Origin of the sequence: Providencia sp. PROV255, assembly GCF_028478065.1 — a bacterium.
GTDB classification, from domain to species: Bacteria; Pseudomonadota; Gammaproteobacteria; order Enterobacterales; family Enterobacteriaceae; genus Providencia; species Providencia rettgeri.
On the sequence record NZ_JAMPMI010000001.1, the window covers coordinates 36,892 to 58,855 of the forward strand.

The following is a 21,964-nucleotide window of genomic DNA, read 5'->3' on the forward strand; positions in this document are numbered from 1 at the left end:
GAAAGATAAAGATGACTGTAAATTCAGCTTCCTACCTACCCCCTAATCAATTTAGTACTCATGACCTTGAGCTGAATTCATTAAGGCAACATGTCGATAATTTTGATCAGTGGCTCGAAGAGGCTTTCAAGCAAGGTAAAGATGTTGTCGATCTCATTCACTTACGTAGTGACTATCTTGATGCCTTACTAACGCGATTATGGCAATCCTTTCAATTTGATAAGCAACCAGATATGTCACTAATCGCTGTTGGGGGTTATGGACGCCATGAATTGCACCCACTTTCTGACATTGATATTTTAGTGTTAAGCAAAACCCCTCTTCCAGAGCACATTGCTAGCGAAATTGGGCAATTTATTACTCTATTGTGGGATCTACGGTTTGATATCGGCCACAGTGTTCGTTCGCTGGCTGAATGCATTGAAGCCGGAAATGCAGACCTAACCACTGCAACTAATCTCATTGAATCACGGCTAATTTGTGGTGATGTCACCCTGTTTTTACAATTACAAAAAACCATTTTTAGCGATGATTTTTGGCCTTCCGCGGTCTTTTTTGCTGCAAAAATTGAAGAACAACAAGAACGTCATCAACGCTACCATAGCACCAGCTATAATTTAGAACCTGATATTAAAAGTAGCCCAGGGGGATTGCGAGATATCCATACATTACTGTGGGTCGGCAGGCGCCATTTTGGCGCAACCACCGTCGATGAAATGGTGGGCTTTGGCTTTCTCACCGAAGAAGAGCGCCAAGAACTCAAAGAGTGCTTAATGTTTTTATGGAAAATTCGCTTTGCGCTCCATTTAGTGGTGAAACGTCATGATAATCGTCTACTATTTGACCGCCAGTTTAGTGTAGCTCGGTTACTGGGTTATGAGGGCGAAAAAAACCAACCCGTTGAACGAATGATGAAAGATTTCTATCGTGTCACTCGCCGGGTGAGAGAACTCAATCAAATGCTATTACAATTATTTGATGAGGCCATTTTAACGCTTAACCCTAACGAAAAACCACGCCCTATTGATTCGCTATTCCAATTACGCGGGTCATTGATTGATGTTATTGATGAAGAATTATTTATTAAGCAACCAGCTGCTATTTTAAAAATGTTTTATCAAATGGCTCGCTATCCAAATATTACAGGGATCTATTCCACCACATTACGTCAGCTTCGTTATGCACGCCGTAACCTTTCAGTGCCATTATGTGAAATTCCTGAAGCCCGAAAACTGTTTATCAAAATTCTACGCCACCCCAGAGCAATCAAAGGTGCCTTTGTTCCCATGCACCTTCATAGTGTATTAAGCGCTTACACACCGCTATGGAGCAATATTGTCGGGCAAATGCAATTCGACCTATTCCATGCATATACCGTTGATGAACATACTATTCGTGTGCTGCAAAAAATTGATAGCTTTACCTTAGAAGAAAACCGACGAGATCACCCTCTTTGCGTTAGTGTTTATCCCAAATTATTGCAACCTGAGCTTTTACGATTAGCAGCGATTTTCCACGATATTGCTAAAGGCCGCTCAGGAGATCACTCCGATCTCGGCTCTGAGTTTGTTTATGATTTTGCCTTACTACATGATTTTTCTACCAAAGAAGCTGAATTGGCGTCATGGTTGGTGAAAAATCACTTATTGATGTCAGTAACCGCTCAACGACGCGACATCCAAGATCCTGATGTCATTAAACAATTTGCAGGGGAAGTAAAAACCGTTTCACGGCTTAACTACCTGATGTGTCTAACTGTCGCTGACATTTGTGCGACAAATAGCACGCTGTGGAATAGTTGGAAACAAAGTTTAATTCGTGAACTATTTTTATCAACAGAACACCAGTTAAATCAAGGCATGCAAAGCACCCCTGACTTACGTGAACGCATTCGTCACCATCGTTATCAGGCTTTATCATTACTGCGCCAATCATCCATTGATGAAGAAAAACTACAAGGGTTATGGTCTCGTTGCCATGCAGATTATTTTTTACGTCACACTCCATCCCAATTAGCATGGCATGCTAAGCACCTACTAGCCCATGATTTGAGCCAGCCTTTAGTGTTAATCAGCACGCAACCTAAACATGGCGGAACAGAAATTTTCATTTGGTGCCATGATAAACCCCATTTATTTGCCGCTGTCGCCAGCGAATTAGATCGACGAAATTTAAGCATTCACAGTGCTCAAATTTTTACTAACAAAGACAATATGGCCATGGATACCTTCGTCGTACTTGAGCCTAACGGTAGCCCCCTATCCAAAGACAGATACGATCATATTCGAAAAATGTTGTTATTAGCCGTTCAGCAACCCGAAATTTCACTCCCTAAGCCACGTACTTTACCGTCAAAGTTACGTCACTTTACCGTGCCAACAAAAGTTAATTTTCTACATTCCACTAACGAACGTCGCACTTATATGGAGTTGTTCGCTTTGGACCAACCTGGTTTATTAGCTCGCATCGGTCATATTTTTGCTCAAATGGAAATTTCTCTGTATGGCGCGCGCATCACCACAATTGGCGAAAAAGTGGAAGATTTCTTTGTGTTAGCAGATAAAGATCACAAAGCGTTGACTAAAAATATGCAACAAGAGTTATCAGAAAGGTTGACAGAAACCCTAAAATCGAAGGATAAAATATAGCGTCCATCACATTTTCATGGTGAACGTTCACTTTTATGTCATTCAAGAGGAAAATACAATCAATGCAGCATTTACAAGCGATCATTGAACAAGCGTTCGAAGAGCGAGCCAGTATCACACCAAATACTGTATCAAGTTCGGTAAAACAAGCCGTGCTAGATACCATTGCATTACTCGATAGCGGCAAATTGCGTGTAGCTGAAAAAATTGCCGGTGTTTGGGTTACCCATCAATGGCTGAAAAAAGCGGTTTTGTTATCCTTTCGCATTCAAGATAACCAAGTGATTGACGGTGCAGAAAGCCGTTATTTCGATAAAGTGCCGATGAAATTTGCAGATTATGACCAAGCTCGCTTCGAGAAAGAAGGCTTCCGAGTTGTTCCTCCAGCGGCTGTACGTAAAGGCGCTTATATCGCTAAAAATAGCGTATTAATGCCATCTTATGTCAATATTGGTGCCTACGTTGATGAAGGCACCATGGTGGATACATGGGCAACCGTGGGCTCATGTGCGCAGATTGGTAAAAACGTGCATTTATCTGGTGGCGTGGGTATTGGCGGTGTCTTAGAGCCACTACAAGCCAACCCAACGATTATTGAAGACAACTGCTTTATTGGTGCTCGTTCCGAAGTGGTCGAAGGGGTGATTGTTGAAGAAGGCTCCGTTATTTCAATGGGGGTTTATCTGGGACAAAGCACCAAAATCTATGACCGTGAAACAGGTGAAATTCATTACGGCCGAGTCCCTGCTGGTTCCGTGGTTGTATCGGGAAATTTACCATCAAAAGATGGTCGCTATAGCCTATATTGCGCAGTCATTGTTAAAAAAGTCGATGAGAAAACTCGCGGCAAAGTCGGTATTAATGAATTATTAAGAACGATTGATGAGTAATTAATCACCTAGAATCTCATACCAAACCTGTTACTGGTTTTTATAATAAGTTTTTGTCATGAGCCATTGTAATTAGGTTAAAAATCGAAGCTATCCCGAATCGCATACACTCGTATGCAACTCGGGTGGCCATATCAGCGTTACCTTTTAATATTAGCGCATTAATTGCAAAGAGAAGTTTGTCAATTTCTAGAAATCGCGCATAATATGTCCGTAGCTTTTGCCGTTTACCTCTAATAAAACTGTATTATTTTATTTTTCATTATAATGATGCTGTTTGCGTAATAACATCATTCAATCTATCACCCAGATGGGTAGAATAGATAACTTCTTAACGAGAAATAGACCGATATTGTTACGGCCTGCTCACACTATCACTTTGTTCACCGACTCTGTCTCTACAGTAAAGCGAGCTAACATGTACGATAATTTGAAAAGTTTAGGCATCAGTAACCCTCAAGACATCGACCGCTACACCTTACGCCAAGAAGCGAATAATGACATTTTAAAAATTTATTTTCGCAAAGATAAAGGGGAGTTTTTCGCTAAAAGCGTAAAATTCAAATATCCACGCCAGCGTAAAACCATTGCGGATGGTAATAATAATTTCAAAGAAATTAATGAAATTAACACTAACCTGCGTTATGCCATCGAAGAACTAGACCAAATTTGCCAAACAGATCAAACTGATATTGATTTAAAACACAAAATTCTTGATGATTTACGTCATCTTGAACATGTGGTTTCAAACAAGATCGCGGAAATTGAAGCGGATCTAGAAAAATTGACCCGTAAATAATTTACAGGCGAAACGATTGATTTACTGCGCCGTAGTACTGCCGATATTTATCATTAATACTGGTAATACTACGGCGCAGACATTTAAAGTAACTCAGCCCATGCTTCAACCCAAGGCTTAGCAAACTCCTCGGGAACATCGACTTCAATCGCATCAATAAATAAAATATCACCAATACGGGTTGCTGATTGCTCAGCTAACAACTCATCAAAACGAATACCAGCGCCACAAAAACTTTCATAACTGCTATCGCCTAAAGCAATTAGGCCATAACGCAAATCCGGTTGATAACCGACAACATCTTTGATTTCGCTATATAACGGGGCGATTGTATCAGGCAAATCCCCTTGCCCTGTCGACGAGGTAACAATAAGTGCAATTTCATTGCCTGAATTATAAAGTTGCCAATCATTCAAGGTGGGCTCATCAAAAACAACCACTTCATGCCCTTGCTGCTCTAAAATTTCTTGTGCCGTTTCCGCAACAGCTAAAGAGTTCCCATAGACAGTTCCAACAAAAATGCCTATTTTTGACATAACATTCCCTCTATTTCATAGTTAACTTGATGAGTTAATGACGTTTATCCCTAATTTTGCAACTTTATCTGACCATCCAAATTGCTCAATTAATGACAACCATTGTGTATCCCACGTGGCAACTAACGATATATTTTCTTTTGTTATTGGGTGATTTAAATTTAATAAGCTGGCATGTAACATCAAGCGAGACACTGAAAAATGTGTATTCACTCCTCTATTCTGCCGTAAGTCTCCATGCTTGCTATCACCAATAATAGGGTGACGAAGGTGAGACATATGCCTTCTCAATTGATGTTTACGACCAGTTTCAGGTTTTAACTCAACTAAACTAAATCTTGATGTTTCATATCGCCCAATCGCAATCGCGCACTCAACTGTTGCTATCGGTTTACAGTGGGTAACGCATTCCTGTAGAACAGGTTCACGTGACGCATGTTTATCTGCAATTTTATCTAATTCTTCTAATAGCGGATAATCGATGGTTTGCTCTTCGGTTAAATAACCACGAACAACAGCGTGATACACTTTTTCTAACTGATGGTTTTCAAATTGAGCCGATAACAGCCTTGCAACCTCGCTCGATAATGCAAAAAGTAATATACCTGAGGTAGGCCTATCGAGGCGATGAATGGGATAAACATACTGGCCAATTTGGTCACGTAATGTTTGCATAACAAATACGGTTTCTTTACTGTCCAACCAGCTGCGGTGCACTAACATACCCGCAGGCTTATTCACCGCCACCAGATATTCGTCGTGATAAATAATTTCCAACATCAATAAATTACCCGTTGGTCTTCGTTGAGAAAAAACCATCTAATTCACGCAAATAATTAATAATTAGCGTGTATTGTTCTTCTTCATCATGCTTATAAGCTTCTTCAAAATAAGGTGCGACGGCAAAATTAGTTGGCAGTACTGCCCCTTGTTCAATTAACATTTGAAGACGAGGTATCAAAATCCACTGCAGCCACTCTATAGCCTCCATCGTATCAATACAAAAAGGCTCTATGCTGTTAAAAGCTTCAGGTGAAGGTGGCTGTTCATTCCAAAGGGATTTTAATTTCATTTCCTCTTCTAAGTGACGAAGTTTCTCAATAATACGTTGTTCAATATTCATACTTAAACTCATTTAGTGATGGCTGCAGCAAATATACGGTATTTTCTATCATAATTCTGTCGGATACATGGGGTTAAGCCTTAACAAATACAAGTTTATTTATTTTGCATATCGATAATAATTATTATCGTAGCTATTAATCGAACAACTCATTTAATAAGATTCGTTTATATTTTGTTGCAGATAGCACATGTAAGATTAAATGTTTTATCAATTTAGTACTTACAGAATAATTAACAACAAAATGGTTTATCTATGGGACGACTAAAACAGTGGCGTAAAGAAAATAAAGTCTGGAAAGCTTTAAATTCTAACTATATTGAATTAAAAAGAAAAATACGTATTTCAAAGCTACCTTCGTCACAATATCAGCATTATCAAGTTATGTGCCAAAACTACCGTAGTGCGCAATTTTCTTCAGTTATTGAAAGCGTTCCTCATTTTATCGAACGCCCTATAAATAAGTATCTACATAAAAGCTGGAGCGGAAAGCAAAAGCTATTAACCGCCAGCTACACTCTCAACTTAATTGAAAAGACATTTAAACCTGAAGCTATTGAAGCGATGTTTTCTGCTAAGCGAAAAGGGCTTATCGTCGCAAACATTGAATTAAAATCAGGCGAGTTCGCTCAATTAACTTTGATTTATTCTCAATACCCTCGGGAAGGCGATCTCACTTTACACTTGAAAAATGAAACGGGCGACGATATTTATTTAATGAGCTTTTCCTTTGGCCCTGAAGGTCAACTATACGTATGCTCTTTGCAAGGCCCTTCCACTGAACAAAGTGTCGACCAAGTTAGATTGATTACTAAACAGATGCACGGTATGAGACCAAAAAACTTATTAATGTCAGCCATTTATGCCGTATCAAGCTTCTTTCAGGTAAAATCAATATTAGGAATTTCAAACCAGTGCCATATTAAGAGCCAACATTTGAAATCAAGCTACGATACGTTTTGGCAAGAATGTAGTGCAACGAAAACACCTGATGGTTGGTTCCAATTACCCACTCAAGAGCCTGTACGAGATATTGAGTCAGTGAAAAGCCAGCGTCGTGCTGAATTTCGCCGCCGGGAAGCACTACGCGATGCCATGACTCAAGAGATTATTACCTCGTTAACCAAGAATTCAATTAGCTTAGAGTATTAATTTTAATAAATTATCTTTAGCACTTTAACACCACTTAGCTACGAGTGATTCATAACTAAAAAAGCCAGTCAACCTAAGCTGACTGGCCCATACTTTAAAATTTACGCATCCTGCAAAATGACTTCCCGTCATTCAACATCCTGTTGATTAAAACAAATTCATAGATTCGTCATCTAGTCGCGTTCCATCGCTTTGTTTTAAACAATTTTTATACCTCACAAGAAGGTATAAAAAGCTAAACGAGTTTACCCTGTCCAGCGAGATAAGAATGCATTAAATCTATTAATGAAACAACCTAGCAAAATAAACAATAACACAGTAAAACACGCAAAAATCGCATACCAGATAGTAACGCCATGAAATTAAAAGTTAAATAATTATCATTACAATATAAAGATCATTTTTTAAGAAATTACTTAGTTCAATTGTAGGCATTTACTTACACAAACCCACTTAAAAATACTTACCCCTGAGGTTCAACGACAACCCCTAGTTCATCCAGAAAACTTGTTAAATTCGAAGAAAGTACACGCCGGTCCTGACTACCAAATTTTTCTAATATAATTTCCCCCGTGAGATTACACATTGATATCATTTCAATCTCAGACTCTAAAGTCGCAATGAACAGCGTGGGGGATAGTTTTAAACGCTTTTGAGTGACTAAATGACCAATTAAATTCTCTTGCAAACGGATGAAGTCATCTTCATTCCAAACCTGCACTAAACTCAGCGTAATATCACGAAATGTGGCTTTCATATCGCCAGCAAGCTGTGTCGTATAAAAAGTATGGATATCACTTTGTAAATTAATCTCCAATGCTGTCGCGACTTTATCCAAGTTCGCATCCTTTATTGGAAATGCTTGAGGCTCCCAGTAAACCCAATTTTCACCTGTACGGACAATACAGGGAGATGGAATGCCATATAAATCTGTTGAGGCAGGAGGTAACCCCGTTTGTTGATGCCATTGTGAAACATATTTTTGAGTAAAATTATGTAGTGCGGCAGAATGTGATGTATTCATAATTATCTATTTTTTGTAGTCAATTTAAAGAGAAAGGCGTCAATGTTGCCGATAAATGGTATTATGACAGAAGTTCACAGACGAAGAAAATATCCCAATTTTTACCTGTTAGCCTCATTTTTAGTTTATGAAGTATAAGGACTCCTATGTCACACTATCAGAATAATCCCGCACTTAATAATTTAACTCTTGGGAAAAAAACGGCTTATCATGACCAGTATGATGCCACATTATTACAAGCTGTCCCTCGTAGCTTAAATCGTGATCCTTTAGCCATTCACGCTAAGTCGCTTCCATTTCACGGTGCTGACATTTGGACAATGTACGAGCTTTCATGGCTAAATCAGCGTGGTGTTCCCCAAGTAGCGATAGGCTCGATTAGTGTTGATGCAAATAGCGAAAATTTAATTGAGTCTAAAAGTTTTAAGCTTTATCTAAACAGTTTTAACCAAACGCGTTTTGAAACTTGGGAAAATGTGCGAAGCGCTTTGCAAAATGATTTAAGCCGCTGTGCTAATGGGCAAGTAAGCGTTACACTCCATAAATTAGAGCACTTTTCTCATCAACCTATCCAGCCATTACTTGGCACATGTATTGATGAGCAAGAAATTGACATTGATAATTATGAGTTTAATCGTGACTATTTGGCGAATTGTACCCAGCAACAAGTTGTTGACGAAACGTTAGTGAGCCATTTATTAAAATCAAATTGTTTAATTACCAATCAACCTGACTGGGGCTCTGTGCAGATCCACTATCGTGGACCAAAAATTGATCGCGAAGCCTTATTACGTTACTTGGTCTCATTTCGCCATCATAATGAGTTTCACGAACAATGTGTTGAACGCATTTTCACTGATATTATGCAATTATGTAAACCTGAAAAATTAAGTGTTTACGCACGCTATACTCGCCGTGGAGGGCTTGACATAAACCCATGGCGTAGTAATGAAGAATTTACGCCTGAATTAGGTCGCTTATCACGGCAATAAATATATATGCTTGAAAAGTAAATGTAATTAATACATTTGCAGTACAATTCACATATCAAGAACCCATGGGGTAAAGGAGTACTACTTGATTACTCATATCAGTCCATTAGGATCTATGGATCTACTCTCTCAACTTGAAGTTGATATGCTAAAACGCACGGCCAGTAGCGATTTGTACCAATTATTTAGGAATTGCTCTTTAGCCGTTTTGCATTCAGGCAGCTTAACTGATAGCAGCAAAGAGCTATTAGAAAAAAGTAAAAATTTTGATATCAATGTATTACGTCGTGAACGTGGCGTTAAGCTTGAACTTATCGAGCCCCCAGAAAAAGCCTTTGTTGATGGTAAAATCATCCGCACCTTACAAGCAAACCTGTTTGCCGTCTTACGTGACATTTTATTTGTTCATGCGCAGATTACGCATGCCAAAGAACAATTTAATCTAGACCTCGAAAACGGCACGCATATCACCAATATGATTTTCTCTATATTACGTAATGCTCGCGCACTACATATTGATGAAGACCCAAGTATGATTGTTTGCTGGGGGGGCCACTCAATTAATGAAATTGAATACCAATATGGCCGTAAGGTCGGTAACGAGCTTGGCTTGCGTGAACTCAATATCTGTACTGGTTGTGGCCCGGGAGCGATGGAAGCACCAATGAAAGGTGCCGCTGTTGGCCATGCCCAACAACAATACAAAAATAGCCGTTTTATCGGTTTAACTGAACCTTCAATTATCGCTGCTGAGCCACCAAACCCATTAGTGAACGAGCTCATCATTATGCCTGATATCGAAAAACGTTTAGAGGCATTCGTTCGATTAGGTCATGGGATTATTATCTTCCCTGGTGGTGTTGGTACCGCTGAAGAGTTGCTTTATTTACTTGGTATCTTGATGGACCCAGCCAACAGTGAACAAGTTCTACCATTGATTTTAACGGGTCCAAAAGAAAGTGCAGAATACTTTGAAGTGTTAGACGATTTTATTCGTCACACTTTAGGTGATGAAGCCAGTAAGCATTACCAAATTATTATTGACGATGCACCAGAAGTCGCTCGTGTAATGAAACGTAGCATGCCACAAGTTAAAGAAAATCGCCGTAGCACCGGCGATGCCTATAGCTTTAACTGGTCCATTAAAATTGCTCACGATTTACAGCATCCATTCGAACCAACGCATGAAAATATGGCATCACTGAACCTCCATCCAGGGCAAGCCCCTGAAAAATTGGCTTCAGATTTACGCCGTGCTTTCTCCGGTATTGTGGCTGGTAACGTGAAAGAATTTGGTATGAAAGCCATAGAAAAGCATGGACCATTCAAAATTCACGGCGATAGTGAGCTAATGAAGCGTATGGATGTGCTATTACAAGGCTTCGTTGAGCAACATCGTATGAAATTACCGGGTGGTACGGCATATGAACCTTGCTATGAAATCGTGAAATAAGTAAATGATGGCGTATTTATGATCCACTTATTAATTATTGATGCATTAAACTTAATACGCCGTATCCACGCGGTGCAAGGAAGCCCGTGTGGAGAAACTTGTTTATCTGCAATATCGCAGTTGATCGCCCACACTAATGCCACACACGTTGTTGCGGTGTTCGATGAAGAAGGGCGTCATCAAAGCTGGCGTCATGAAAAACTGCCCGATTACAAAGCAGGTCGGCAACCTATGCCTGAAGATTTGCATACTGAGCTCCCCGTATTAATAGCCTTATTTAAAGAAAAAGGGATTCACTGTTGGCAGTCTGAAGGAGATGAAGCCGATGATTTAGCCGCTACCTTAGCAACACGTATTGCAGGTTCGGGGCACACTGTCACCATCGTATCCACAGATAAAGGTTACTGCCAGCTACTTGCCCCTAACTTAAGAATTCGCGATTATTTTCAAAAGCGCTGGCTTGATATCCCTTTTATTGAAAAGGAATTTGGCGTTTCTCCTGAGCAGCTCCCTGATTATTGGGGACTTGCTGGGATCAGTAGTAGTAAAGTTCCTGGTGTCGCGGGCATTGGCCCCAAAAGTGCGACAATACTCTTGCAGCAATACCACTCAATTGAAAATATATTTGCCAATTTAGATAAAGTTGAAGAGAAATGGCAGAAAAAGCTAATCAATCAGCAGGAGATTGCATTGATTTGCCGAGATATTGCGACGTTAAGAACCGATATTGTGCTCCAAGGAAATTTAAATCAGCTGCGTTATACAACCAACTAGTAGAAATAAAAAGGCCACTTCATTAGTGGCCTTTTTATTGACTGAATTTATGAATTAATAATACTCACGTGCCATCGGATTCGCCGACCATATCCTCATCACATGTACAGTCACTTCTTCTCGGTCATGATAAAGCTGCTTCGCTTGAATCAACACATTAACGCCTTGTTCTTTAAGCTGTATTTTCATCTTTTCTAAGATATGTGAGACTTCTTCATAGCGCTTTTTCATCGGCAATTTTAAGTTAAAAATGGCCTCTCGGCACCAACCTTGAGCAAGCCAATCCGTCATTAATGCAGCAACTTTAGCTGGTTTTTCGACCATATCACAGACTAACCAAGTGATGTTATGGGAAGTAGGCTTAAATTTAAAACCATCTTCACGGTGATGCTTAACTTGCCCTGTATCCATAAGGCTTTCCGCCATAGGACCATTATCTACAGCATCGACCATCATACTGCGTTTCACCAATTGATAAGTCCATCCCCCTGGACATGCTCCAAGATCTACAGCTTTCATTCCACTTGCTAGACGCTCCTCCCATTCTTCATAAGGAATAAAGACATGGAAAGCTTCCTCAAGTTTTAAGGTTGAACGGCTCGGGGCATCTGATGGGAATTTTAACCTTGGGATCCCCATATAGAAATTCGAACTATTATTAGTATATGAATACCCGGTATAGCAGCAACCTGGAGCAATAAAGAATACATGAATAACTGGTCGCTTAAAATTTTCAAGTGGTAATAAGATTTTTTCTTTACGTAATGCATTACGCAAAGGTACCGTAAACTTGCGGCAAAACTTTAGCAATTCTTTCGATTCGTTGGTATCAGCAACTTCAACACGGAGATCTCCTGCCCGCACAACTTGCTGACTCAATGCATTTACAATCGGGGTAATACGGTCTTCAGGCGGTAAATCCTTAAGTAAGTCCCCTATTACAATCATTTGACGAGCAAAAATTAATTCTCGAAAAGGTAACGTTCGTGCGAGTGTATCCGCATCTTCTGCTTGGTAGCACTCAAAAATAACATAACCACTATTTTCTTTTACGCGGGCAAAACCATAAATTTCTTTTTGCCCAGCTTTATCTGTAATCTCTGCTGCACATTCTTTTTCAAAGCCTGGACGGCAATATAGTGCAATTTTATTACTCATTGCGTGACGCCGATTTCCTTAGACGCATAGCGCCAATAACCACTAACAGCCAACCAATTAGGAAACATACACCACCTATTGGCGTAAAATAAGAAAAGTATTTTACCTGCAATAGTGCCATACAATAAAGGCTACCGCTAAAAAGAAGTATCCCAACAGAGAAAAACACACCTGACCAGTAGAACCACAGAATAATTTTACGTAATAGAATTGCCCCGAGCACCATCAATGCAACAGTATGCAACATTTGATAACGTAGCCCGATTTCAATCCAGTCCATTTGGTGGACACTCATAATTGACGATAACGCGTGTGAACCAATAGCCCCAAAAGCAACAGTAAAGAAGCCACTAATTCCAGCGAAAATTAACATCAAACGACTATTCACAGTAACACCTTTTATTTAAATACTTGATTACTGAATAAGCGCCACATCTTGGTCACCCGTAATAAAGCCTAATTTCTCTTGTTCACTTGCCGCCTGCCCAAGAATCCATTGGCGAAATGCAGCTATTTTGCCTAAATCAGCCTGATTTTCTTGGCAAACTAAGTAGAATGCATTTTTACTAACTAATACCTCACTAAAGGGACAAACTAAGCGCCCTGCATCAATTTCATTTTTAGCCATCACATTATTCGTTAGTGCAATTCCTTGGCCATGAACCGCGGCTTGAATAACCATAGCGCTATGACTAAAAATAGGACCTTGCTGTACATTAACTACATTTTGTAACTCTAGTTGCTTAACATATGCTTGCCAGTCCCTTCGTGAAGAATCGTGAAGTAACGTATGTTTTGCTAAATCCTCAGGATTTTTTAGTTGGCGATCCCCTGTTAATAAAGATGGTGAACATACTGGCATTAAATATTCAGCATAAAGCCTGTCTGTTCTTAGCCCAGGCCAATTACCTTTACCGTAGAAAATAGCGACATCAACGTCATCTGCCAACTTATCTTCTTCTCTATCTACAGCTTGGATCCGCACATCAATTCCGGGATAGGCTTGATTAAAACCAGAAAGCCTTGGTACCAGCCACTGAATCGCAAAACTTGGGGATAAACTCACCGTTAATGCCCCTTTTGCACTTCTAGCTTGTAATTTACGTGTCGCCTCGTTCAAAGAAGAGAAAATCTCTTTAATATCAAGATAATAGCTTTGACCTTCTTCTGTCAATAGCAATGAACGATTGCGTCGGCGAAACAATTTCAACCCAAGGAAATCCTCCAAACTTTTCATTTGGTGGCTAACGGCCGCTTGAGTTACAAATAATTCTTCTGCTGCCTTAGTAAAACTTAAATGACGAGCTGCAGCATCAAAGACTCTCAGAGCATTTAGGGGCGGTAATCTTTTAGACATAATCACTTCTACTTGGCATCTTGTTATGCATTAGTTTTTTTCATCCGAAGCATTATAATTTGTCCCTTGAGGATACGCTAGTAAATACCTATAGTATGCACACTTCCTAAGCCGGAACGAAAAGTTACAGAGTTTAGTTACTTTGAAACTTTTGGCTTTGTGGTTGTGATGTTGTGTTTGCAAGTTGTCTGGTTGAACCAGACCTTTGTAGCTTTAGCTACTGTTTTTTCACTTCCTGTACATTTACCCTGTCTGTCCATAGTGATTTTATATAGTGCACCGCCAACGCGCGGTGCTTTTTTTTACTCTTTTTTTAATATTTTAATGGTATTTACTTAAACAATTTAACTTAACAAATACAGATATCTATAGATAATTACTAGTGTACCGAAAAAACTATCAGTAAGATATTTAAGATAAATCTTGAAAATTATTTACTAAGTGCTGAAAAAAATAACTTTATAAGTTAAAGGCATTGTATTGTAATGCAAAACACTGAATCATCTTGAAACCACATAGAGAATAATGCTAACAATTAATACCAAACGTAACAAAATATTTCAATGATTAGATTAAAAAATGATGCGTTTAAATTAATCAGAAATAACCATAAATGTACTAATAAATGTACAATCCATTAATACAGCACTCAGTAATATCAAATCACATTGAAATTTTGACTAAAAAGAAAATACTCATGGATCATTTCAGCGCCGCCATATTTCGTCTCGCTTTTCCAGCGATAGACTCACCAACACTATTTTTTGATAGTGCAGCTACAGCATTAAAGCCCATTGCCATGATCAATGCATCAAATGACTATTATCGCTTGTCAGGCAGTTCGGTATATCGCGGGCAATCACCTGAATCATTAAAATTAACCCGTAACTATGAACTAGGTCGAATTCGTGCGGCGAAATATATTCATGCTTCAAGTGAAAAAAATATTATTTGGACTCGCGGGACAACAGAATCAATTAATTTAATTACACAAGGTTATTTTCGCTCAAGATTACAGCCTAACGATGAAATTATTGTCAGCGAAATAGAACATCATTCAAATTTATTACCTTGGATTATGCTTTCACAGCAAACTGGCGCCAAAATTATAAAATGGCCGGTTGAAAAAAATCTGACGTTGAACCTTGATGTTCTCAAATCTAAATTATCGGAAAAAACGAAAGTCATCGCTATCACACAAATGTCTAATGTAACTGGCTATCAGCCAGATATACAGATGGTGACTCAACTTGCTCACCAAGTAGGGGCGCTAGTCGTTGTTGATGGAGCACAAGGTGTCGTTCATAGCCCTATAAATGTCAGTGAGCTAAATATCGATTTCTATGTATTTTCAGCACATAAGTTATATGGGCCGACTGGGCTTGGGGTTTGCTACGCCAAAACAGAACTTTTAGAGCAAATGACTCCTTGGCATGGTGGAGGAAAAATGTTGACTCACGTCACATTTGATAATTTCACTCTTGCCCCTATTCCCCAACGATTCGAAGCAGGAACACCGAATATTGCAGGGGTAATTGCCTTTTCGGCTACTTTAGAGTGGCTGGAAGAAATAAATTTAACACTAGCAGAAACATATACTTGCTCATTAATCGAATATGCAGCTAAAAAACTGTCGGCGCTACCCGGCTTTATTAGCTATAGTGTACCTCATTCTCCTTTGCTATCATTTAACTTCAAAGATGTTCACCATAGTGATCTGGGAGCCCTCTTGACCGAGCAAAATATTGCATTACGCTATGGTCAACATTGCACCCAACCATTAATGGATGCATTAAATATAAGTGGCTGCTTGCGCATCTCAATGATGCCTTACAATAACCAGCAAGATGTCGATAAATTTATCGATGCAGTTACTGTTTCACTTTCTATACTCAATGAATAAATCAATAAAGGAAGCCTAATGACTTCGACTAACCATGAACTTGCTCCGCACCCATTCGGTACAGAGATTAAAATTCAAGAAATAGTTGAACAGTTTTCCACACATAAAGCATGGGAAGATAAATATCGTTTATTAATTCAATTGGCGAGAAAGTTGCCAGCATTGTCTGATGATGAAAAGCTGCAAACTCAAGAAGTTAAAGGCTGTGAAAACCGTGTTTGGATTGGCGCACTACTGAATGATGATGAAACATTTCATTTTTATGGGGATAGTGAAGGCCGAGTAGTGAAAGGATTATTTGCCATTTTGTTAGCTGCAGTTGAGCAAAAAACAGCGAAAGAGATTATGGAAATTGATTTTAATCACTTACTAACTCAAACCGGCTTACCTGGGCAGCTCAGTGAATCGCGCCAAAATGGTATTCAGTCACTCATTACTGCAATTCAAAATATTGCTAATGAAATGACGCCTGCATAATTCATTGGATGAGGCTATCTATCGCAATAGCCTCATTCACTTTACTGTTTTTCCATTTCCCGTTGTGATTTTGCTATCATCTTTTTAAGTGCATGTGAAACAGCAATAAACCCAAAACTAGCCGTAACCATAGTAACCGCACCAAAGCCTGAAGCGCAGTCCATTCGCTTTGAACCATCCGCAGTGCTTTTTGCCGCACACACAGTACCGTCGCTTTGTGGATAAACAAGCTGTTCGGTAGAAAAAACACAATCAATCCCAAGCTTTCCTTTTCCATTTTTAACGACGTTAAAATCGGATTTTAAGCGTTCTCGCAACTTAGCCGCTAACGGGTCTTGAACTGTTTTAGCCAAGTCCACTACTTGAATTTTTGTTGGGTCGATTTGCCCACCAGCACCGCCTGTGGTGATAACGGGTATTTTAAAGCGCCTACAATACGCTAACAGCGCAGCTTTAGGCCTTACACTATCAATCGCATCAATAACATAATCAAACCCCGCATCAAGGTAATGAGCGACATTATCAACCGTAATAAAATCATCAATAACATTCACTACACATTCGGGGTTAATTTCTAAAATACGATTTTTCATCACATCAACTTTTGGCTGCCCAACGGTCGATTTGATGGCATGTAATTGCCGATTAGTATTAGTCACACAGATATCATCCATATCAATCAATGTGATATGCCCAATACCTGAACGAGCAAGTGCCTCAGCGGCCCACACACCTACCCCACCAATACCAATGACACAAATGTGGGAACGTGCAAAAAGATGAAGAGCATGTTGCCCATATAAACGCCCGATCCCAGCAAAACGCTGCATCCAAGCATCAGAAAGCTTAGCTTGCATAATAACGAACAACCTCAGTTAAACCTGTAACTACAGTGAACCAAATAGCGGCTGGCTTTTTTTCAGCACCCAAACTCGCCCGTAATGGTTATAAAAACCGGCCATTTTTCCAGCTTCATGGCCTATACCGTGGTAAATATCAAAATGATGCCCTTTAATCGCCCCACCGACATCCAAGGCTATCATCATACGCATTTCATACTGCCCCGTAAATTTCCCGTTATTATCTAATACAGGGATTTCTGCGAGCAAGGCTGTACCCGGTGGAATAAGGGTTTTATCTGATGCAACGGATGCTTTAGCGATTAAAGGAACAGCACTTGCCCCTCTAACAGGAACAAATGATTGTGGTTTAAAAAATACAAATGACGGGTTTTCTTCTAAAAGCTGGCGAACTTCTTGCTCGCTATGCTGATTAGTCCAATCATGAATAGCTTGTAATGACATTTGGCTCAGAGGAACCTCGCCACGATCCACCAGTACTTTTCCAATACTTTTGTATGCGTGACCATTTTTACCTGCATAACCAAAGAAATTCAGTGGGCTACCATCCCCAAAATCAACATAGCCACTTCCTTGAACTTCCATCATAAAATTTTCAACCGGTGAATTGCTATAAGCTAAAATTAAATTATCACTCAGGGCACCGTTATAAATAGCTGCTCGACTAGGTAAACGAGTTTTTCCTTTTGGTGGCATGCCGTACAACGGATAACGAAACTCCCCTTGAGCCATACGGCGGGCCTCAATAACAGGCGTGTAATACCCTGTGAATTGTACGTTTCCATAATTATCGGCGCCTTCCATTTGGAAAGCGGTTAAATTGAAATTAGCCAATTGAGCCGGATTTCCTCCCGCCATCAACCAATTCTCTATAGCATGGTAGGTGTCGTTATTATTTTTAAACAACCGCGGTGATGCATTTTTAATTTCATTAACCTGTTGATTAAAATCTGGCGCATTTATAGGTCGCCCATTTACATTCACCTGATTTACTTTCTGTAAATCCTGAACTAAGCGACCATCTTTATATTGTTGGCCTTTATCCGTTGGATGGGTTTGGCATCCAGCCAATAAAGAAAGAAATACGCTGGTTACTAACCATTTTTTTACTGTATGTTTATTGACGATTTTTGTTAGCCCTATATTCATGCTCTACCACCCAGATAAATCCAACAATCCAATATGAAGCGCACAATAGCAAACCCAATTAGGGAATGAAACGTGTAAATATATTTAGAGAGGTTATTTTCCTTTCTCTACTCATCAAAGTGTAAAAAACAGCCAGATAGAACATATTTTGTTCTGTAAATGCTAAATTTTGTAAAAAAAACACGAAAAAACTTGCATCAGATCTCATCCCGAGTATAGTGCCCGCATCGGACGCGGGGTGGAGCAGCATGGTAGCTCGTCGGGCTCATAACCCGAAGGTCGTTGGTTCAAATCCAGCCCCCGCAACCAATTACTGATTAAATCAGTAAAGTAACAAAAAATCTGCAGTATAAAGTCGTAAAAATTCAGTCGCGGGATGGAGCAGCTTGGTAGCTCGTCGGGCTCATAACCCGAAGGTCGTTGGTTCAAATCCAGCTCCCGCAACCAATTTTTTACCTCTTCAGTCGCGGGGTGGAGCAGCATGGTAGCTCGTCGGGCTCATAACCCGAAGGTCGTTGGTTCAAATCCAGCCCCCGCAACCAATTCTTTCGAATATCATTTCTGATTCAATTCCTTTTATAACTTCACAATAAGATCTTCTATTTTTAATCATCAATAAAAAAGGCGATTCACACACTCGCTTATCACCTTTCTTTATCTTAATCTGATTTTAATCAATTAGTTGCGAATTGCTAATGCACCGCCATTACGGAAGTAAGCTTTTACTCCTTCAAAAATGGATTCCGCCATTTGCTGTTGGAATTTAGCTGTTTTTAATTTCCGTTCTTCTTCTAAATTACTAATAAAAGCCGTTTCGACTAGAATAGATGGGATCTCTGGTGCTTTCAGTACCGCGAATCCAGCTTGGTCAACTCTATTCTTATGCAATTTATTAACCTTCCCCATCCGCTTTAACACTTCATCACCAAATTTCAAACTGTCATTAATCGTCGCAGTTTGCACGAGATCAAACATCGTATGGTCAAGATACACATCACCGCTTTTACTCACACCACCCACTAAGTCCGCTTCGTTTTGTGTTTGTGCAAGGTAGCGAGCCGTATTACTAGTAGCCCCTTTCGTTGATAGTGCAAAAACAGAAGAACCACGGGCTGAACGATTAGTAAATGCATCTGCATGAATTGAAACGAATAAATCTGCCTGCATTTTACGTGCTTTCGCTACTCGGACTTTTAACGGAATAAAGACATCTTCATTGCGTGTCATATAGGAGCGCATTTTAGGGTCTTTATCTATCAACGCTTTTAAGCGACGGGCAATCTGTAAAACCACATCTTTTTCACGCGTTTTATATTTACCTATCGCACCAGGGTCTTCGCCACCATGTCCTGGGTCGATCATAATAATAATTGGACGATCCGTTCCCGCCTTTCCAGGCTTCTTCGCTTGAGCAGGCATACTTTCTTCAAGATCACCTTTATTGTAATCCTCAAGCAATGCCAATAGTGGGTCATCATTGGTATCAACACCTTTGCCTGGATAAAAATCCAGAACCAAGCGGTGTTTAAATTCCGCGACAGGTGCCATCGAAAAGAATTGAGGACTGACTTTATTTTTAACCTCAAACACCAAGCGAACCGTTTTTGGATCAAATTGCCCAACTCTAACTAGTTTTAGATAGGGATCACGTGTTTGAATTTGAGTTCCCATATCTTTCAACACATTATTTAACTGCACCCCTTCAAGGTCGACCACAATACGTTCAGGGTTATTAAGCACAAACTGACGGTACTTCAATGGAGTGCTAGATTCCAATGTAACTCGAGTATAGCTCGATGCTGGCCAAATACGCACAGCCACCACACTGCTACTCGCAGAAAAACCGAATGGGCTAATGCTCAGTAACATAACTGCAGCTGCGCCTTGAATAAAACGACGCTTAGATGGGTTGTGATCTTGGTGACTCATCAATAATTCCGAACCTAGAACTGAGAAATAAAGTGATTTTAGGATAATTGCTAATAATTAGACTTGAAACACGCACTCTAACTAATCATTTGCACTCTGTCATTAAGAATATATCAAAGCATCTATAGAGTTACAGTAATGAGTATAACTTAATCATACTAAGAGAAAATATTTGTGAGTGACTTTCTGTGTCAATTTTATGCAATTTAGATTTCGTAGAGTATATCCAGTTAAGTTTAGAGATATGTAAATGTAAAAAATAAAAATGTTACTTTTTTTATCCTATCTTTTACTTGATATTTCCCAACAAAAAGAATAAAAATACATTATTAACGAATAAAAATTCAATTAAGAGGGTTGTTATGAAAGAGCGCAGCACCGAGTTGGTTGATGAGTTTCGCCATTCGGTCCCTTATATAAACGCCCACCGCGGCAAAACATTTATTATTATGCTTGGTGGTGAAGCGATTGCGCATGAAAATTTTCCCAGTATTGTCAATGATATAGGGTTATTGCATAGTTTAGGCATCCGAATTATTGTCGTTTATGGCGCAAGACCTCAAATCGAGGATATCTTAGCTGAGCACCAATATGAGGCGGTTTATCATAAACATACTCGCGTAACCGATGCGAATACACTTGAATATGTAAAACAAGCTTCTGGAGCTTTACAATTAGATATTACAGCTCGGTTATCTATGAGCTTAGGAAATACCCCACTTCAAGGGGCGCATATTAATGTGGTTAGTGGCAATTTCGTTATTGCCCAGCCTCTCGGGGTCGATGATGGCATTGATTATTGCCACAGCGGAAGGATCCGTCGTATTAATGAAGAAGCTATTAATAATCAGTTAGATAATGGTTCTATCGTTCTAATTGGGCCGGTTGCTGTCTCAGTCACAGGGGAAAGTTTTAACTTGACCTCTGAAGAAATTGCCACCCAATTGGCAGTTAAAATGAAAGCAGAAAAGCTGATTGGCTTTTGCTCCTCTCAAGGTGTTGCAGATAAAAACGGCAATATTTTATCTGAATTATTTCCGAATGAAGCAGAAAACCGCATTCAAGAGCTGGAATCTGAAGGTGATTTCTATTCAGGAACCGTGCGTTTCCTGCGTGGAGCAGCAAAAGCTTGCCGCCGAGGCGTCCGCCGTAGCCATCTATTGAGCTATCAAGAAAATGGGTCTTTAATTCAAGAATTGTTCTCACGTGATGGTATTGGTACACAAATCGTCATGGAAAGTGCGGAACAAATTCGCCGTGCTAACATTAATGATATTGGTGGAATATTAGAGCTTATTCGCCCATTAGAGCAGCAAGGGATTTTAGTTAGACGTTCACGTGAACAGTTAGAAATGGAAATTGATAAATTTACCATTATTGAACGTGATAACTTAGTCATCGCTTGTGCAGCGCTTTACCCTTATCCAGAAGAAAAATTAGGTGAAATGGCATGTGTCGCTGTTCATCCTGATTACCGCAGTTCGTCTAGAGGAGAAGAACTTTTGCACCGTATTGCCGTACAGGCGAAACAATTTGGCCTAGATAAACTATTTGTTCTGACAACTCGTAGCATCCATTGGTTTCAAGAGCGTGGTTTTACCCCCGCGGAAATTGAGATGTTACCAATGAAAAAACAGGCTTTATATAACTACCAGCGCCGTTCTAAGATATTGATTTTAGATTTAAAAAGCCAACCGGATAAATAAACATTAGAATCGTCAAATAATGACTGTTTAGTCG

Annotated in this window: 20 protein-coding genes and 3 tRNA genes; 13 read left to right on the forward strand and 10 right to left on the reverse strand. The window is 39.6% G+C overall.

What is annotated here, in order from left to right; genetic code table 11:
• The first annotated feature begins 11 nt into the window (after window positions 1-11).
• The 3 genes from glnD (at window position 12) to PR725_RS00190 (ending at window position 4,337) form a co-directional block, all read left to right on the forward strand.
• A complete protein-coding gene (gene glnD, locus PR725_RS00180; RefSeq protein ID WP_109911799.1) occupies window positions 12-2,648 on the forward strand; it encodes a bifunctional uridylyltransferase/uridylyl-removing protein GlnD in 2,637 nt (878 codons plus the stop codon).
• A gap of 62 nt (window positions 2,649-2,710) precedes the next feature.
• Window positions 2,711-3,538 (forward strand): 2,3,4,5-tetrahydropyridine-2,6-dicarboxylate N-succinyltransferase, encoded by an 828-nt coding sequence (gene dapD, locus PR725_RS00185; protein WP_004908750.1) that lies wholly within the window; start codon window positions 2,711-2,713, stop codon window positions 3,536-3,538.
• Window positions 3,539-3,956: 418 nt separating this feature from the next.
• Entirely contained in the window at window positions 3,957-4,337 is a 381-nt protein-coding gene (locus PR725_RS00190; RefSeq protein WP_004908747.1) for a DUF3461 family protein, read from the forward strand.
• Between the two features lie 83 nt (window positions 4,338-4,420).
• Here the strand turns inward: PR725_RS00190 and PR725_RS00195 are convergent, their stop codons facing one another.
• Genes PR725_RS00195 through PR725_RS00205 form a run of 3 tightly spaced genes read right to left on the reverse strand, consistent with a single transcriptional unit; the run spans window position 4,421 to window position 5,996 of the window.
• Window positions 4,421-4,873, reverse strand: a complete 453-nt coding sequence (locus tag PR725_RS00195) for a flavodoxin (protein ID WP_004908745.1) — start codon at window positions 4,871-4,873, stop codon at window positions 4,421-4,423.
• 21 nt (window positions 4,874-4,894) lie between these two features.
• Window positions 4,895-5,653, reverse strand: coding sequence for a tRNA pseudouridine(65) synthase TruC (gene truC, locus PR725_RS00200; RefSeq protein ID WP_004908740.1), 759 nt, complete (start codon window positions 5,651-5,653; stop codon window positions 4,895-4,897).
• Window positions 5,654-5,660: 7 nt separating this feature from the next.
• Window positions 5,661-5,996 (reverse strand): YqcC family protein, encoded by a 336-nt coding sequence (locus PR725_RS00205; RefSeq protein ID WP_109911797.1) that lies wholly within the window; start codon window positions 5,994-5,996, stop codon window positions 5,661-5,663.
• A gap of 255 nt (window positions 5,997-6,251) precedes the next feature.
• On the opposite strand from PR725_RS00205, the gene PR725_RS00210 reads away from it, so the two are divergent.
• The gene (locus PR725_RS00210) at window positions 6,252-7,148 is read left to right on the forward strand and encodes a DUF535 family protein (RefSeq protein WP_272567023.1); all 897 of its coding nucleotides are present in this window, start codon (window positions 6,252-6,254) and stop codon (window positions 7,146-7,148) included.
• 463 nt (window positions 7,149-7,611) lie between these two features.
• Here PR725_RS00210 and syd read toward each other — a convergent pair whose 3' ends face one another.
• A complete protein-coding gene (gene syd / locus PR725_RS00215) occupies window positions 7,612-8,172 on the reverse strand; it encodes a SecY-interacting protein (protein WP_004908733.1) in 561 nt (186 codons plus the stop codon).
• Between the two features lie 146 nt (window positions 8,173-8,318).
• Between syd and queF the strand changes: the two genes are divergently transcribed.
• From queF to xni, 3 genes are all read left to right on the forward strand, one after another.
• Window positions 8,319-9,164, forward strand: a complete 846-nt coding sequence (gene queF, locus PR725_RS00220) for an NADPH-dependent 7-cyano-7-deazaguanine reductase QueF (protein ID WP_004908730.1) — start codon at window positions 8,319-8,321, stop codon at window positions 9,162-9,164.
• Between the two features lie 85 nt (window positions 9,165-9,249).
• Window positions 9,250-10,617, forward strand: coding sequence for a nucleotide 5'-monophosphate nucleosidase PpnN (gene ppnN / locus PR725_RS00225; protein ID WP_123382299.1), 1,368 nt, complete (start codon window positions 9,250-9,252; stop codon window positions 10,615-10,617).
• A gap of 18 nt (window positions 10,618-10,635) precedes the next feature.
• Window positions 10,636-11,391 (forward strand): flap endonuclease Xni, encoded by a 756-nt coding sequence (gene xni / locus PR725_RS00230; RefSeq protein ID WP_272567029.1) that lies wholly within the window; start codon window positions 10,636-10,638, stop codon window positions 11,389-11,391.
• A 54-nt stretch (window positions 11,392-11,445) separates the two neighbouring features.
• Here xni and rlmM read toward each other — a convergent pair whose 3' ends face one another.
• Genes rlmM through PR725_RS00245 form a run of 3 tightly spaced genes read right to left on the reverse strand, consistent with a single transcriptional unit; the run spans window position 11,446 to window position 13,906 of the window.
• Complete coding sequence (gene rlmM, locus PR725_RS00235) at window positions 11,446-12,549, reverse strand: 23S rRNA (cytidine(2498)-2'-O)-methyltransferase RlmM (RefSeq protein ID WP_272520700.1); 1,104 nt, start codon at window positions 12,547-12,549, stop codon at window positions 11,446-11,448.
• Window positions 12,542-12,937: a DUF423 domain-containing protein gene (locus PR725_RS00240; protein WP_004908716.1), complete on the reverse strand. Its 396-nt coding sequence runs from the start codon at window positions 12,935-12,937 to the stop codon at window positions 12,542-12,544. The genes rlmM and PR725_RS00240 overlap by 8 nt, the downstream gene beginning before the upstream one ends.
• 27 nt (window positions 12,938-12,964) lie before the next feature.
• Window positions 12,965-13,906 (reverse strand): transcriptional regulator GcvA, encoded by a 942-nt coding sequence (locus tag PR725_RS00245; protein WP_004908711.1) that lies wholly within the window; start codon window positions 13,904-13,906, stop codon window positions 12,965-12,967.
• A gap of 697 nt (window positions 13,907-14,603) precedes the next feature.
• Here PR725_RS00245 and csdA point away from each other — a divergent pair.
• Window positions 14,604-15,809, forward strand: a complete 1,206-nt coding sequence (gene csdA / locus PR725_RS00250; RefSeq protein WP_272538100.1) for a cysteine desulfurase CsdA — start codon at window positions 14,604-14,606, stop codon at window positions 15,807-15,809.
• Window positions 15,810-15,827: 18 nt separating this feature from the next.
• Window positions 15,828-16,286, forward strand: coding sequence for a cysteine desulfurase sulfur acceptor subunit CsdE (gene csdE / locus PR725_RS00255; RefSeq protein WP_004908705.1), 459 nt, complete (start codon window positions 15,828-15,830; stop codon window positions 16,284-16,286).
• Between the two features lie 41 nt (window positions 16,287-16,327).
• Here csdE and tcdA read toward each other — a convergent pair whose 3' ends face one another.
• Both tcdA and mltA read right to left on the reverse strand, forming a co-directional pair.
• The gene (gene tcdA / locus PR725_RS00260) at window positions 16,328-17,143 is read right to left on the reverse strand and encodes a tRNA cyclic N6-threonylcarbamoyladenosine(37) synthase TcdA (RefSeq protein ID WP_004908703.1); all 816 of its coding nucleotides are present in this window, start codon (window positions 17,141-17,143) and stop codon (window positions 16,328-16,330) included.
• Between the two features lie 30 nt (window positions 17,144-17,173).
• On the reverse strand, window positions 17,174-18,295 hold the full coding sequence (mltA, locus tag PR725_RS00265; RefSeq protein WP_004908700.1) for a murein transglycosylase A: 1,122 nt from the start codon (window positions 18,293-18,295) through the stop codon (window positions 17,174-17,176).
• 232 nt (window positions 18,296-18,527) lie between these two features.
• Between mltA and PR725_RS00270 the strand changes: the two genes are divergently transcribed.
• The 3 genes from PR725_RS00270 to PR725_RS00280 all read left to right on the forward strand — a co-directional run bounded on the left by PR725_RS00270 (window position 18,528) and on the right by PR725_RS00280 (window position 18,837).
• Window positions 18,528-18,604 (forward strand) — tRNA-Met (locus tag PR725_RS00270).
• A 61-nt stretch (window positions 18,605-18,665) separates the two neighbouring features.
• A tRNA-Met gene (locus PR725_RS00275) sits at window positions 18,666-18,742 on the forward strand.
• An 18-nt stretch (window positions 18,743-18,760) separates the two neighbouring features.
• Window positions 18,761-18,837: transfer RNA gene (locus PR725_RS00280), tRNA-Met, on the forward strand.
• 136 nt (window positions 18,838-18,973) lie between these two features.
• On the opposite strand, the gene amiC is transcribed toward PR725_RS00280, so the two are convergent.
• Window positions 18,974-20,224: an N-acetylmuramoyl-L-alanine amidase AmiC gene (amiC, locus tag PR725_RS00285; RefSeq protein WP_004257585.1), complete on the reverse strand. Its 1,251-nt coding sequence runs from the start codon at window positions 20,222-20,224 to the stop codon at window positions 18,974-18,976.
• Between the two features lie 362 nt (window positions 20,225-20,586).
• On the opposite strand from amiC, the gene argA reads away from it, so the two are divergent.
• A complete protein-coding gene (argA, locus tag PR725_RS00290; protein WP_117162521.1) occupies window positions 20,587-21,930 on the forward strand; it encodes an amino-acid N-acetyltransferase in 1,344 nt (447 codons plus the stop codon).
• The last annotated feature ends 34 nt before the right edge of the window (window positions 21,931-21,964 follow it).